Source organism: Frateuria sp. sgz306004 (assembly GCF_057750885.1).
On sequence record NZ_JBYLFE010000004.1, the window covers coordinates 208,869 to 222,983 of the forward strand.

A 14,115-nucleotide genomic window follows, 5' to 3' on the forward strand; every position below is an offset into this window, starting at 1 on the left:
CCAGCGGCGCCGCATGGTGCGACGCGCCATCGATGACGCGTCGCAAGCCCGTCGTGGCGGGCCAATACCGTTACTTTTGACGTATCGTACTATGGTAGGACAAATAGAAAAATATGCGCTAGGATGCCACCCCACATGCCGGGCAACCGGCATCCGGCAGTCGCATCAGGGAGGCGGCGCGGGCCCTGCACCGCGATCGCCAGCGCAACGACGCGAATACAGCGACGACATCAAGAACACCACGTTCAAATGTTCCGGGGAGGAACTTTCGCAATGAAAGGTTGGAAGCAGATCGACAAGCGAGTGCTGACCGCGGCCATCAGCGCCGTGCTCATGACCGGTGCGCTTCATGCGCAGGACGCGTCCTCGCCGACGCCGGCGCCCCAGGCGCAAGGCGCGCAGGGCAAGACGACGGCGAACGGCGAAGACCGCCAGTCCTCCGCGACCACGGCCAACAAGACGGTGCAGAGCCTCGACCAGGTGGTGGTGACCGGCAACGCGACCTCGGGCGGCATCAAGAAGATCGATGCCAGCTACTCGATCACCAGCGCCACGCTGCAGCAGATCAAGGAACTCAACCCGGTCAGCGTGGCCGATCTGCTGAAGGTGTCGCCGGGCATTTACCCGGAGTCTTCCGGCGGCCAGACCGGCGCCAACATCGAAGTGGCCGGCTTCCCCTCCGACAGCGGCGCGCCCTTCGTCACGCTGCAGCTCAACGGCTCGCCGCTGTTCCCCAAGTGGGATTACTTCACCGACGCCATGGTGCGCCTGGATGACACCATCGACCGCCTGGAAGCGGTGCAGGGTGGCACCTCGGTGCTTTACGGCAATGGCCAGCCCGGCCTGATCGCCAACTTCATCCTGCGCGAAGGCAGCAGCACGCCGACGGGCGACATCGGCGTGACCTATGGTTCCGAAGGCATGGTGCGCCTGGATGGGTTCTACGGCTTCCCCATCGGCAAGGACAGCGGCTGGTACGGCAGCATCGGCGGTTTCTGGCGCAAGTCCGACGGCGTGCGCGATCCGCAGTTCCCGGCGGACAAGGGCGGCCAGCTCACCGCCACGCTGAGCCACGACCTGGATCACGGCTCGCTGATGTTCTATGCGCGCTCGCTCAAGGACAAGAACCAGTTCGTTACCGATACGCCGATTCTCAATCCCAGCTCGGGCAATTTCTCGGCGTACCCGGGCTTCAGCCCGCTGACCGGCACCTTCGGCAGCAACGCCAACCGCTACCAGTTCCTGCAGCTGGCCCCGTGCTACACCGCAGGCTGTTCGCCGGCGGGCCAGAACATCGACATGGCGAACGGGCAGGGCGGCGACGTGCACATGCTCGGCGCCAACCTGGACCTGGATTTCGACAACGGCTGGTCGTTGTCGGACAAGTTCCTGATGGTGGCCGGCAACATGGACACCACCGCATTCTTCAGCACGGGCGACAACCCGACCACGCTGTCCAATTTCATCAGCGGCGCGGCCTCGGACTTTGGCTTGCCGAGCAACCTCACCACCACGGCGACGTATCGCAACGGCCAGCCGGCCAATATGAATGAAAACGTCACCGTCCAGAACCCCGAGTACATCCACAAGAAGATCCAGTCGGCGAGTAACGAGTTTCGCCTGAGCAAGGAGATCTTCGAGGGCAACACGCTCACCGTGGGCAACTACACGGCGGTGTACTCCGAGCGCCACCTTGAGGAAGACGGCCTGAACATGCTGCTGCAGGCCAAGAACAATCCCAACCCCATCGTAGTGTCGCTGTCTGATGGCACCCACAACTATCAGATCACCGATTCGCAGGGCCTGTTCTGGAACAACCAGCCACAGTCCTGGATGGCATTCAACGAAAAGTGGCACGCCACCACCACGGCGTTCTACCTGGCCGACGAATGGAAGGTGGGCCAGTGGCGTTTCGATGGTGGCGTGCGTGTGCACCATGACGACATCGGCGGCTGGTTCCAGAACACCGCCTCGGGTGACCTGGATAACAACCCGTACACGGTCTACAACAACAACGCCGAGTACCTGATCGACAGCAAGCAGCATCCGTCCAGCTCGCGCACGGCATCGTCGTGGACGCTGGGTGCCAACTACACCATCAACGACAACATGAGCGCCTACGGGCGCGTGAACCAGGGTGTGTTCCTGCCCAGTTTCGATGACGTGGTGAATCTTGAAAACCCGCCGATCGAGAAGATCCACAACGTGGAAGTGGGCTTCAAGTACCAGGCGCCCTGGATCTTCGCCGACGTGAGCGCCTATCGTCGCGTGTTCCACGGCGTGCCGTACTCCATCACGCTGGACACCGGACAGATCAACCTGGTGTATGGCTCGGTGACCAAGGGCCTCAACGCCGCCGTGACGGTGAAGCCGTTCGAGAACTTCTCCTTGGCGCTCAGCGGCAACTACATGGACGGTCATTACTCCGACTACGACGGTTGCGTGCCGTACGTGGCGCAGGATGGCAGCAACCAGTGCAGCAGCATCAGCGGCATGCGCCTGGATCGCCAGCCCAAGATCGCCTATCGCCTGACGCCGGGCTACCTCATTCCCACCAGCTGGGGCAGCCTGAAGTTCTGGCTCACCTACGAGTACGTGGGCAACCGTTACGGCGACCAGCTGCAACAGCAGCCGCTGGGCAGCTACTACGACATCGCGGTCGGCGCCATCGCCAACATCGGCAAGAACTGGGTGGTGACACTGCGCGGCACCAACGTAACCAACCAGATCGGCATCACCGAAGGCAACGCACGACTGTTCGGCTTTGCCAGCGGCGGTGGCGTGATCCTGGCGCGCTCCATCGAGGGTCGCGAAGTCAACGTACAGGTGAAGTACCAGTTCTGATGAGCTGGCTGGAGGCGGCTGCCGGATTTGGTTAGGCTGCCGATGGCCGGGCCGGGCGTCATTCGACGCGCCGGCCCGGTTTGCGATCGATGCTCCGCGTGGCCAGTGCCGGTGGCGGGGTAGGCCCACATGGAGCAGTAGCGATGTCTTTTTTCTCCACGCGCCGTTTGGCGCTGATGCTTGCCGCAGCGCTGACTATGCCCTTGGGCAGCGTGGCGCATGCCGCGACAACGCAGGCGAGCGTAGCCGGCGACGACCTCGACCTGCTGGACCTGCATGGTTCGCCGGCGAACCCCAAGGATCGCAGCTTCAATATCTTCTTCGACGCGGGTGCGTGGCACGGCTACAGCTTGCCGCCGGCGAGTGATCGCGGCACCGGCTTTACCGGCCCCTTCGTGCACAGTCTGCAAGGTGGCCTGTGGGCAGGCACGCGCGTCGCCGTGCTTTCATTGAAGGACCTTGGGCAAGCGCGGGCGCTGGTGTTGACGCCTGCGGAAAGCCATTCGGGCCCGGGTTACCTGGTGCGGCGCTTCACTGCGGGCGATGGCCTGGAGGTGCGCGAAACCCTTTTCTACGCCGACGCAACGCGCATGCTGGTACGCGTGGAGGTTACCTCCGCCACGGCTCGCGAGCTCGCGCTGGCGATTGAAGGCGACACCTTGCCCGTTGCCAAGTCGCTGACGAGCAGCGTGGACGGCGCGGTCGTGCAGGCCTTGGCTGGCGACATGATGTTGACCACCCGCGTGCGCGCCGGAGCGGGCCAGGCGGTGCACTCCACGGTTGCGGGTGCGCGCTATCGCATGGCCGTGGATGACGCATGGGCATTGCAGGCCGGTGAAACGCGCTCGTTCGTGGTGGAGCAGGCGCTGGTCTTTCCGGGCGGCGAAGTGGCGCAGGCGCCGGGCGATGACCAGGCCTGGGCAGCCAATCGTGCACGATGGGACGCATACCTCAATACCGCGGCGGGCAGTCACCTTGCAGGCGTGCCGGATGCCGTGACGAGACGCATCGACATCAAGGCCATGGAAACCCTGCTGGGCAACTGGCGCGCGGCGCGCGGTGACATTCATCACGATGGTGTGATTCCCTCCTATTCCAACCCGGACTTCAACGGCTTTTGGGCGTGGGACTCGTGGAAGCACGCCGTCGCGCTGGCGCACTTTGCGCCGGACCTTGCCCGCGACCAGATGCGCGCGATGTTCGACTACCAGGGCGCCGATGGCATGGTTCCCGATTGCATCTATCTGGACAAGGCCGAGAACAACTGGCGCGACACCAAGCCACCGCTGGCCAGCTGGGCGGTGCTGGAGATCTACCGCGCCACTCAGGACAAGGCCTTTGTGGCGGAGATGTACGACAAGCTCGTGCGCTATCACCGCTGGTGGTTCACCGCGCGCGACCATGATCGCAACGGACTGGCCGAGTATGGCGCCACCGATGGCACGCGCATCGCCGCGGCCTGGGAAAGTGGCATGGATAACGCCGTGCGCTTCGATCACGCGCGCATGCTCAAGAATGGCGATGGCGCGTGGTCGATCGATCAGGAGTCGGTGGATCTCAACGCCTACCTGTATCGCGAGAAGCTCCAGCTGGCCGAGCTGGCGGCAGCACTGGGCAAGACGGCCGAGCATGATGCGTGGCTCAAGGAGGCCGCCGACATGCAGCCGCTGATCGCGCGGCGCATGTTCGATGCCAAGGCCGGCTATTTCTTCGACGCCAAGCTCGGCCAGGACGAGCGCATTCGCGTGTACGGCTCCGAAGGCTGGGCACCGCTGTGGGCGGGCGTCGCCACACCGGCGCAGGCCAAGGCGGTAACCCAGGTGATGCTTGATCCCAACAAGTTCGCCACCTACATGCCGTTCCCGACCCTGGCCAAGGACGACCCTCACTTCTCGCCCATCAAGGGCTACTGGCGCGGCCCCGTGTGGATGGACCAGGCCTATTTCGGCGTGACCTCACTGCGCCGCTACGGTTACCAGGCCGAAGCCGACGACATGGCGCGCCGCCTCGTCCTGCACGCCAAGGGCCTCACGGAACAGGCGCCAATGTACGAAAACTACGATCCGCTGACCGGCAAGGGCTATCAGTCGCCCAACTTCAGCTGGTCGGCGGCGAGCTACTTGTTGCTGTTGCGGAGTGATGCGGACGAGAGGGGTGGGGCGGGCACTGGGGGCTGATAGAACGCGTGCTCGATGGAGAGGTTGCGGGCTGTAGCGCTAAGTCAATGGCATCTTGGCGCAGCGTGGCTGGTTTGATGGCATCACCCACTTTGTTGTTGCACGCCTCTCGCGAAACTGAGGGGGTGCGTCAAGACGCGTCGCCATCAATTCAACGTCAGGAATGCTCCGATTTTGATCGTCATTCCTGCGAAAGCAGGAATCCAGTGACTTCGCGTTCTGCGATTGACAGACGCTGGATCCCAGCTTTCGCTGGGACGACGAGCAAGATGTCGTCTGGTCAGACCTATCCTAGAAAGGGAAGCCCCAGAGGCAATGCCTCACCTCATTGCCTTGCCCACCCTCTATCAGTGAGATGGGAGTTCGGTCAGATAGCACGGGAACAGGGCGGTGCAGCCAGTCAATGGCATCTCCTCTCAGGTGGAAGTAGGTCGTCCAGGCAATATCATTGTTTCCGCGGCGCGCCAAAATGAGCTCTGGCTGAAAGCCGCACTTCCCGAATTCTTGCCGGCACAAGGCTGCAAAAGCGTCCCACTGCGAATTCATGGCGCCCTCTGGCTTGGATCTTTCGACCTCACCACGTTGTTTGTGTTCATTGGTCGTAGGCGTCAATGATATCGATGCAGGCACGTAGGATTTTCGGCCGAAAGTCTGCTTCTATAGCGGCGAGCTTGGCATCGCAATCAAGTAGCGCCGCATGTGCCCAAAGCAAGCGCTCACTTCCAATGGGCAGGCCTATCGTTTCCGTGAGGAACTCTCTAAAGACCCCGTAGCGCAGGTCATCTTGCAACGATAGCCAGTGAAGTAACTTGTTGATGCGAGCGCAGCCGACGCCGATGCCAACCTGCAACGACAGGAGGGCCTTGGCGGCGGAAACCATCTGCTTCATTCGTGCTGCTTCTTGTTCGGGCGTCATCCCGATAGTCCCTGGTTCTGCGGCCTCGTGGTGTCCACTTCGGGTCGAGGGCGGACTTTTTTAGACCACAGCCATGTCCGACCGTTTGTGCCAGCGGTTGGCGATGCACGCCTCTCATGGCATGCCGGAATCGACGTCCGTCATGGCCATGGAACACAAAGAAGGCGGCCACCTCGCGGTGTCCGCCTTTTTTGGTTGGACAACCGCCGCTCGCAAGAGCGGCGATCGCCCTCTGCGGCCTTAGTGGGCCAGCAGGGATTCCGCCGGCACGTACGGCAGGTTGTGCGCCTGGGCCACCGGCTCGCAGGTGATCTTGCCGTCGGCCACGTTCAGGCCGTTGCGCAGGTGCAGGTCCTGCGCCAGCGCCTTCTGCCAGCCGAGGTTGGCTAGGGCGAGGGTGAAGGGCAGGGTGACGTTGTTCAGCGCGAAGGTGGAGGTGCGCGCCACGGCGCCCGGCATGTTGGCCACGCAGTAGTGCACCACGCCGTCGACCACGTAGGTGGGGTCGGAGTGGGTGGTGGCGTGCGAGGTTTCCACGCAGCCGCCCTGGTCGATGGCCACGTCCACGATCACCGAGCCCGGCTTCATGGTGCGCACCATATCGCGCGTCACCAGCTTGGGTGCGGCGGCGCCCGGCACCAGCACGGTACCGATCAGCAGGTCGGCGCGTCGCACCAGTTCCTCGATGGCCGAGCGGGTGGAGAACACGGTGGAGATGGAGGTGCCGAACTGGGTCGCCAGGCGCTTGAGGGCGTCGGCCGAGCGGTCCACCACGGTGACCTTGGCGCCCATGCCCACGGCGATGGTTGCCGCGTGGGTGCCGGACACGCCGCCACCCAGAATCACCACTTCAGCGGCCGGCACGCCCGGCACGCCGCCCAGCAGCACGCCGCGGCCACCCTGGGCCTTCTCGAGCGAGTGGGCGCCGACCTGCGGCGCCAGGCGACCGGCGACCTCGGACATCGGGGTCAGCAGCGGCAGCGAGCCGTTGGCGGCGGTGACGGTTTCATAGGCAATGCACACGGCGCCCGAGTCGATCAGGTCATTGGTCTGCTCGGCGTCCGGCGCCAGGTGCAGGTAGGTGAACAGGATCTGGCCCTTGCGGAGCTTCTTGCGCTCTACGGCCAGCGGCTCCTTCACCTTCACGATCATGTCGGCTTCGGCAAAGATCTGGTCCGCGCCTTCCACGATGTTCGCACCGGCGGCGATGTAATCGGCATCCGTAATGCCCGCGCCAAGGCCTGCGCCCGCCTCAACCATCACCTGGTGGCCGTTGTGCACCAATTCCTGCACAGAGGAAGGGATAAGGCCCACACGATATTCGTGGTTCTTGATTTCTTTCGGCACACCGATACGCATCGTTCGACTCTCTCTCAAGGGGTGGGGCGCGGCGCCACGGGGCTGCGCTGGCGCAGCAGTATGATTGAGCTTTCAAGCAATATGTCGCTGATTTATTATGGGTCGGACCCTAAAAGTCGAATCACGGGTCAGCTTTTTGCCATATTTGTGAAATTTTATGCCAACTCTTGAACATGCCCTCGACGACCGCGATCGCGCCATCCTCCGGCTGCTCCAGCAGGACGGGCGGCTGACGAATCTGGAGTTGGCAAGTCAGATAAACCTTTCACCGTCAGCCTGCCTGCGGCGGGTCAAATTGCTCGAAGACCGGGGCCTGATTTCCCGTTACGTGATGCTGGTGGACGAGAAGGCGGCCGGGTTGCCGGGCACCGCGTTCGTGTTGGTCACGCTGGATCAGCAAGGGCGCGCGGCCCTGGATGCTTTCGAGGCGGCGATTCAGCGTCACCCGGAGGTCACCGAATGCTGCCTGCTGGCCGGCGCCGCCGATTACATGGTGCGCGTGGCCTATGCGGATTCCGCGGATTTCGAACGCATCCATACCGAGATCCTGACCCAGCTGCCGGGGGTGGTCCGCGTGCAATCCACACTGGCCCTGCGCACGGTGAAGAAGACCACAGCCCTGCCAGTGTAGAAGGCGGGGCGTGATGGCCGTGGCTAGGCATGGCGCGACCGATGCGCTTGGTTGGTGTCGGCTTTTCGCTATGCTGCCCGGCACCGGCCGTCGAGCCATCGGGACCCCGCAGGATCGCCATGACCTCTGGACGTTTGACCGACCTCGCCCACGGTGGCGGCTGCGGCTGCAAGCTCGCCCCCGCGGTGTTGCAGCAATTGCTGGCCGACAAGCCGGCGGCCATGCCGTTCGCGCAGTTGTTGGTTGGCACCGAATCCAGTGATGACGCGGCGGTGTGGCAGGTGGATGAGCACACCTGTGTCATCGCCACCACCGATTTCTTCATGCCGGTGGTGGACGATCCCTACGATTTTGGCCGCATCGCCGCCACCAACGCGCTCTCGGATGTGTACGCGATGGGCGGCAGGCCCATCATGGCGCTGGCCATTCTTGGTATGCCGCTGGGCAAGCTGGATATCGACACGGTACGCGCCATCCTGGCGGGAGGCGAGGCGGTGTGTGCCGATGCCGGCATTCCGGTGGCGGGTGGTCACTCCATCGATTCGGCCGAGCCCATCTATGGGCTCGCGGCCATTGGCTTGTGCACGCCGGCGCAGGTGCGGCGAAACTCGGGCGCACGGGTGGGCGATGCCCTGATTCTCACCAAGGCGGTGGGCGTGGGCATCTATTCGGCGGCGTTCAAGAAGCAGGCGCTGCCTGACGATGCGTACGCGGAGATGATTGCCTCCACCACGCAGCTCAATCGCATCGGGCACGCGCTGGCGCAGGACGATGCCGTACACGCCATCACCGACGTCACCGGCTTTGGCCTGCTCGGGCACGGCATGGAGTTGGCGAAGGGGAGTGGCGTTCGCCTGCGTGTGGAGCAGCGTCGCGTGCCCTTGTTCGCGCAGACCGAGGCGCTGGCCCGGGCGGGCTACATCACTGGTGCCTCCAAGCGGAACTGGGCGAGCTATGGGAGTGGCGTGACCTTGCCCCAAGACATCGCCGACTGGCAGCGCGATGTGTTGACCGATCCGCAAACCTCTGGCGGCTTGCTGGTGTCGTGCAAGGCGGAACAGGCGGAGGCGATCCTCCACCGGATCGAGCAGGCGGGTTATCTGCGCGCCAGCATTATCGGCTCGGTGCTGGAGGGGGCGCCGGGCATCGAGGTTGTTTAAGCGGCTAATGCGATGTGCATAGGGTGCTCATCCTGCGATATCGAAGCGCAGGATGGCGGAAGAGAATGGGAGTCGAACCCACCCAAGGCAGTCGAGCTGCCTTACCCGGATTTGAAGTCCGGACGCCCCACCGGAGACGATTCTCTTCCTAAGCTTGCACTGCTACTGCGGGGCGGATTCGAACAGGTCGAGATACCGCGCCTGTACCTTGCGCAAGGTGCCACGATTAAGCGTGACGCCTTGCCGGTCGAAGAATTCTAGTATCTGGATGGCGACTTTACGACCGTTGTCCAGACGGTCGCGAAACTGTGCCGCGGTGAAGCGCCCGTCGGCGGCGTGCTCGGCCAGATCCGCGGCGATCCGCACCATCTCCTGCACGGTAGTGCGCAAGAAGAAGTGATCGTGCGCCACCTCGTCGACCCGCCCCAGCCGCGCCATGAACTTAAGTAGCTGGCGAATCTCCAGCTCCGGCCGCCCCAGTGCCCCGGCCACATCGCGCACGCGCGGGGGCCGAAAGCGCGCTTCTCCGCCCAGCAGCGGCGCTACCACTCGCCACGCAGCCTCGCGTTCGGGGCCCAGTTGCAGGCTATGGCTGGCAAGTCGCACGAACGCACCATCGCGCACGACCTTGCCGGCGAAGTCGGGGTGCTGCAGCGCCAGCGCAAACGCAAAGGCAGGCAGGCGAGGTTGCACGGCGAGCCGTAGCCGCTCGCGGCCCATGCCTTGCAGATCAGGGTGCTCCGCATGAAAGGCGTCGAGATGCGACACGAGTGAGATAACGAATGCTTGCCAGTGTGCCTCGCTCAATGCGACACGGGCTTCGCCGCTGATAAATACCTGTAGGGATAATGCGGCTTCGAGCGCTTCGAGATCGATGGCGGAAAGCGCGCGATCACGCGCAAACGCCTGCACATCCCACACGAACGGCGGTGTATCCAACAAGGTGGCCAGCGCCACCAACGGGTTGTGTTGGCCCAGGGCGGCACGCTGCTCGCGGCGATCCTGCGTGCGTCGTTGCCGCGAGGGCGCGCGCAGGTCGATGAACTCGCCGCCGCCGATGGTTCGTTGCGCCGATACATCACGCAACACAAAGCGGTCGAACGTGGCGGCCGCCAAGGGACGGTCGAGCACCAATTGAACGTAAGCGCTTTCGCCGGGTCGCACCTGCGTGCCATCCAGCGGCACCACGCGCACGCCGACCTCCGCAGCCTCGTGATGAAGGCGGGCTGGAAACCACGCACCCATGGCGCGCGCCTCGCTAGGCAAGAGGTGCAGGTACGCGTCGATACGGTCGGTGGGCGAATGCAGTGCCGGGTCTATCAGCATGTCGCCGCGATGCAGGGCATCCTTGGCAATGTGCTCGCCCGCGATGTTCAAGGCGCAGCGATCGCCTGCGCGACCCAGCTCCACCGCGCGGTTCTGCGCGTGAATCGAGCGAACGCGCGCTTCGAGGCCGGACGGGCTAACCAGCAGGCGATCCTTCACCTGCACGGTGCCGGAAAGCACCGTGCCCGTTACGGTGACCCCAACACCGGGCAGAACGAACACGCGATCGATGGCGAGCCGAAAGCGTCCGCTGGCATCGTGCACGCCCATGGCGCGCGCTTCGTCCACCAGTCGTTCGCGAAGTGCGGCGATGCCGAGCCCCTGGATGGATGAAACCACCATGATGTCGGCGCCATCTAGCACAGTACCTTGTGTGATCTCTCGCAACTGCGCGCGCACTTCATGCAGTCGCGCGTCATCGACGAGGTCCGCCTTGGTGATGACGATCAGGCCACGGCGAATGCGCAGCAGGTCGAGAATGGCCAAGTGCTCGCGCGTTTGCGGCATGACCCCGTCATCGACGGCGACAACCAGTAGCGCCAGGTCGATGCCACTGGCTCCAGCGACCATGGTGTGCACAAAGCGCTCATGTCCCGGCACATCGACAAAGCCGAGGATCGAGCCATCGGGCAGGGGGAGATAGGCAAAGCCCAGGTCGATCGTGATGCCGCGCGCTTTCTCTTCCTTCAGGCGATCGGCATCCACGCCCGTAAGCGCTTTGATCAGCGCGGTCTTGCCGTGATCGATATGGCCCGCCGTGCCGATGATCATGCGTGCGGCGCGGCCAGCCCGTTGGCGTCGAGCGACGCGAGCGATGCCAGGAGCGGAGCTTCGTCAGCGTCGTCCAGGCAGCGAAGATCCAGGCGCAGCGCGCCATCGGCGATGCGACCGATGATGGGGCGCTCCAGTGCGCGCAGCGCTCCTGCCAGGCGATCGAGTACGCGCTGGCTGCCGCGCGACCGAATGAGCAAAGCCGCACTCGGCAGGGTGTCCAGTGGCAGCGCGCCGGACCCCACCTGGCTGAAGCAATCGCCCACGCTCACTTCGAAGGCATCACCCATATATCGGGCAATATCCGGTAGCATGCGTTGCGCCTGAGCTCGGATGCTCGCCTGGTCGCGCGCGAGAAAACGTAGCGTGGGCAGTCGTTCGGCGAGTCGATCCGGGTCACGGTAAAGATGGAGCGTGGCTTCGATGGCAGCCAGGCGCAGCTTGTCCACGCGCAGCGCGCGCTTGAGCGGGTTACGGTTGATCTGCTCGATCAGCGCGCGTTGCCCCACGATAAAGCCCGCCTGGGGGCCACCCAGCAACTTGTCGCCCGAAAAGGTGACCAACGAGGCACCCTCGGCCACGGCCTCCCGCACGGTCGGCTCCTTGACCAAGCCGTAATGCGAAAGGTCCACCAGGGTGCCGGAGCCGAGGTCGTTGAGCAGCGGGACGCCGGTAGCGGCGGCCATGTCGGCTAGCTCGCGGGCAGCGACGTCGGCGGTAAAGCCCTGGATGCGGTAGTTGGAGGTGTGCACCTTCAGCAGCACGCCCGTATCCGCGTGGATCGCTTGGCGGTAGTCGCTGACGTGGGTGCGATTGGTAGTGCCCACCTCGACCATGCGCGCACCCGCGCGCGCCATGATGTCGGGCATGCGGAATGCGCCGCCGATTTCGATGAGCTCACCGCGCGAGACGATCGCCTCGCGACCCAGCGCCAACGTATTGAGGCACAACAGCACCGCAGCGGCGTTGTTGTTGACTACGGTGGCGTCTTCGGCGCCAGTCAATTCGCAAAGCAGGGCGCGCACATGATCGTCACGCTCGCCACGCTCACCTTCGTCCAGGTCGTACTCCAGCGCCACCGCATGGCGCATGGCTTGCACGGCCGCCTCAATCGCGGATTCGGCGAGTACGGCGCGCCCCAGATTGGTATGGAGCACCGTGCCGGTAAGGTTGAACAACGGGCGCAGGCCAGGCGGCGAGGACTCCAACTGCTGCCTCGCCCGGCACGCCAGCTCGTCGGCGGTGGGTGCAAGGCCAGGCGCCTCGCGCAGGGCGTGGCGCGCGTCATCGATCACCCGGCGGATAGCTTGGGTAGTGGCGATGCGCCCGTGTCTGTCGAGTAACGATGCCGCCTCCGTGGTGGCCAACACCGTGGCGACCGCAGGGAGGTGACGCAGGGAAGAGGCCTCGGTTCCGCTCATGGTTCGTCCAGTTGCACCGCCGATGCGCCCAACTGGGCGCGGCGAACCACGCCAGTCAGGGTTGTTCGTATGCTGCGGCGCGCATCGGGGCAGGGTCAAGGCATTGACCGCCGGGCGGCGGGTGACATTCCGACGGCGTCGTAGCATGCTTGCCGCGCGACCCTCTGTGGTTGCCTTGTATGCCTTGCCCCGTCGCAGCGCATCCGCCTGCGACTCGCGGGCAAGATCGTGCCCTGTAGGGCCATGACCTCTCCGTGACACGCCGGGGGACGAATGGCCACCGTTTCGCAGTCCTCGCGCCACGCGCGCATGCTCGTGTTTGTCTTGCTGGCCGTTGCCGGCCTGTTCTATGTGAAGTGGCATCCGTATTACGGGCGCGCCCTGGTTGCCGCCAGTCAGCACTCGATCGGGCACTCGATCCTGATGGGCGAGGCCACCCAGGCCCCCGCACCCTCGTGGGATGCCGCGCTCAGTTACGCGCTCGCCTATGGCAAGGCGATCTGGCAGGCCATGGTGCTGGGCTTATTGCTCGGCTCCGGCGTGCAGGCGCTCCTGCCGGCCACATGGGTGCAGCGCGTACTGGGCCGTCATCGCTTTGGCAGTGTCGTCGCGGGTGGCTTGCTGGCCGTGCCCAGCATGATGTGTACGTGCTGTGCGGCGCCGGTGGTGGATGGCTTGCGCAAGCATTCGGCAGCTCCTGGGGCGGCCATGGCGTTCTGGCTGGGCAACACCATGCTCAACCCGGCCACCCTCATATTCATGGGTTTCGTGCTCGGTTGGTCGTGGAGCCTGCTGCGCCTGGCGCTGGGTATACCCATGGTGTTTGGCCTTGGCTATCTGGCCAATCGAATCAGTGGGGTGAAGCAGGCACAGGACATTCAGCCCCTGCCGGTGACGCCCGAACCAAGCTCCATGGGGGAAGCGTTGCGCCGCTGGGCGCGGTTGTTCGTGCGCATGACGCTGCGACTCGTGCCCGAGTACGTGGTAATCGTGCTGTTGCTTGGCGCCGTGCGCGCTTGGCTGTTTCCGCACGCAGGTCCGGAGATCGGCAATCAGTGGGCGTGGATCGTCGCCATGGCCGTGGCGGGCATGTTGTTCGTCATTCCCACGGCGGGCGAGGTGCCTATCGTGCAGGCGCTGCTGGCGTTTGGCCTCGGGGCCGGGCCGGCGGCGGCGCTGTTGATGACCTTACCCCCGGTGAGTGCGCCTTCGCTGGCCATGCTTTCACGCAGCTTTTCATGGCGGGTGCTGCTGGCGACGGCTACGGGTGTGGTTGCCTTTGGCGTCGCGGGCGGTTTCCTGGCGTGGTGGCTGGGGCTGCATTGAGTCCTGCCGCGTGGCCCGGGGCAAGGTTTGACTAAACGACATTTCGCAGGTCATTCCTGTGCGCCCTAAAAAAGGGGGCAAGCGCAGGAATCGGGTGCCTTAACGGTCAAAGGGTTGCGGACGCTGGACGACCCGCTCTTTCGCCGCCGAAAGGCTCCTTCAGCTTTCGCTGCGGTGACGATCA

The 14,115-nt window shown here is 64.3% G+C and carries 9 protein-coding genes and 1 tRNA gene; 5 read left to right on the plus strand and 5 right to left on the minus strand.

Going from position 1 to position 14,115, the window contains the following annotated elements; all coding sequences use genetic code 11:
* The first annotated feature begins 273 nt into the window (after positions 1–273).
* Positions 274–2,844, plus strand: a complete 2,571-nt coding sequence (locus AC3G2C_RS09910; RefSeq protein WP_488384473.1) for a TonB-dependent receptor — start codon at positions 274–276, stop codon at positions 2,842–2,844.
* A gap of 143 nt (positions 2,845–2,987) precedes the next feature.
* Positions 2,988–5,021 (plus strand): MGH1-like glycoside hydrolase domain-containing protein, encoded by a 2,034-nt coding sequence (locus tag AC3G2C_RS09915; protein ID WP_488384474.1) that lies wholly within the window; start codon positions 2,988–2,990, stop codon positions 5,019–5,021.
* 592 nt (positions 5,022–5,613) lie between these two features.
* Here AC3G2C_RS09915 and AC3G2C_RS09920 read toward each other — a convergent pair.
* The gene (locus tag AC3G2C_RS09920) at positions 5,614–5,937 is read right to left on the minus strand and encodes a DUF2489 domain-containing protein (RefSeq protein ID WP_488384475.1); all 324 of its coding nucleotides are present in this window, start codon (positions 5,935–5,937) and stop codon (positions 5,614–5,616) included.
* 240 nt (positions 5,938–6,177) lie between these two features.
* On the minus strand, positions 6,178–7,296 hold the full coding sequence (gene ald / locus AC3G2C_RS09925; protein ID WP_488384476.1) for an alanine dehydrogenase: 1,119 nt from the start codon (positions 7,294–7,296) through the stop codon (positions 6,178–6,180).
* Between the two features lie 157 nt (positions 7,297–7,453).
* Between ald and AC3G2C_RS09930 the strand changes: the two genes are divergently transcribed.
* Positions 7,454–7,927 (plus strand): Lrp/AsnC family transcriptional regulator, encoded by a 474-nt coding sequence (locus AC3G2C_RS09930; RefSeq protein ID WP_488384477.1) that lies wholly within the window; start codon positions 7,454–7,456, stop codon positions 7,925–7,927.
* Between the two features lie 119 nt (positions 7,928–8,046).
* Positions 8,047–9,087, plus strand: coding sequence for a selenide, water dikinase SelD (selD, locus tag AC3G2C_RS09935; protein WP_488384478.1), 1,041 nt, complete (start codon positions 8,047–8,049; stop codon positions 9,085–9,087).
* A gap of 53 nt (positions 9,088–9,140) precedes the next feature.
* Here the strand turns inward: selD and AC3G2C_RS09940 are convergent.
* The 3 genes from AC3G2C_RS09940 to selA all read right to left on the minus strand — a co-directional run bounded on the left by AC3G2C_RS09940 (position 9,141) and on the right by selA (position 12,605).
* A tRNA-Sec gene (locus tag AC3G2C_RS09940) sits at positions 9,141–9,236 on the minus strand.
* Positions 9,237–9,249: 13 nt separating this feature from the next.
* A complete protein-coding gene (gene selB, locus AC3G2C_RS09945; protein WP_488384479.1) occupies positions 9,250–11,184 on the minus strand; it encodes a selenocysteine-specific translation elongation factor in 1,935 nt (644 codons plus the stop codon).
* A complete protein-coding gene (gene selA, locus AC3G2C_RS09950) occupies positions 11,181–12,605 on the minus strand; it encodes an L-seryl-tRNA(Sec) selenium transferase (RefSeq protein WP_488384480.1) in 1,425 nt (474 codons plus the stop codon). The genes selB and selA overlap by 4 nt, the downstream gene beginning before the upstream one ends.
* Positions 12,606–12,878: 273 nt before the next feature.
* Between selA and AC3G2C_RS09955 the strand changes: the two genes are divergently transcribed.
* Positions 12,879–13,931, plus strand: a complete 1,053-nt coding sequence (locus tag AC3G2C_RS09955) for a permease (RefSeq protein WP_488384481.1) — start codon at positions 12,879–12,881, stop codon at positions 13,929–13,931.
* Positions 13,932–14,115 lie beyond the last annotated feature (184 nt).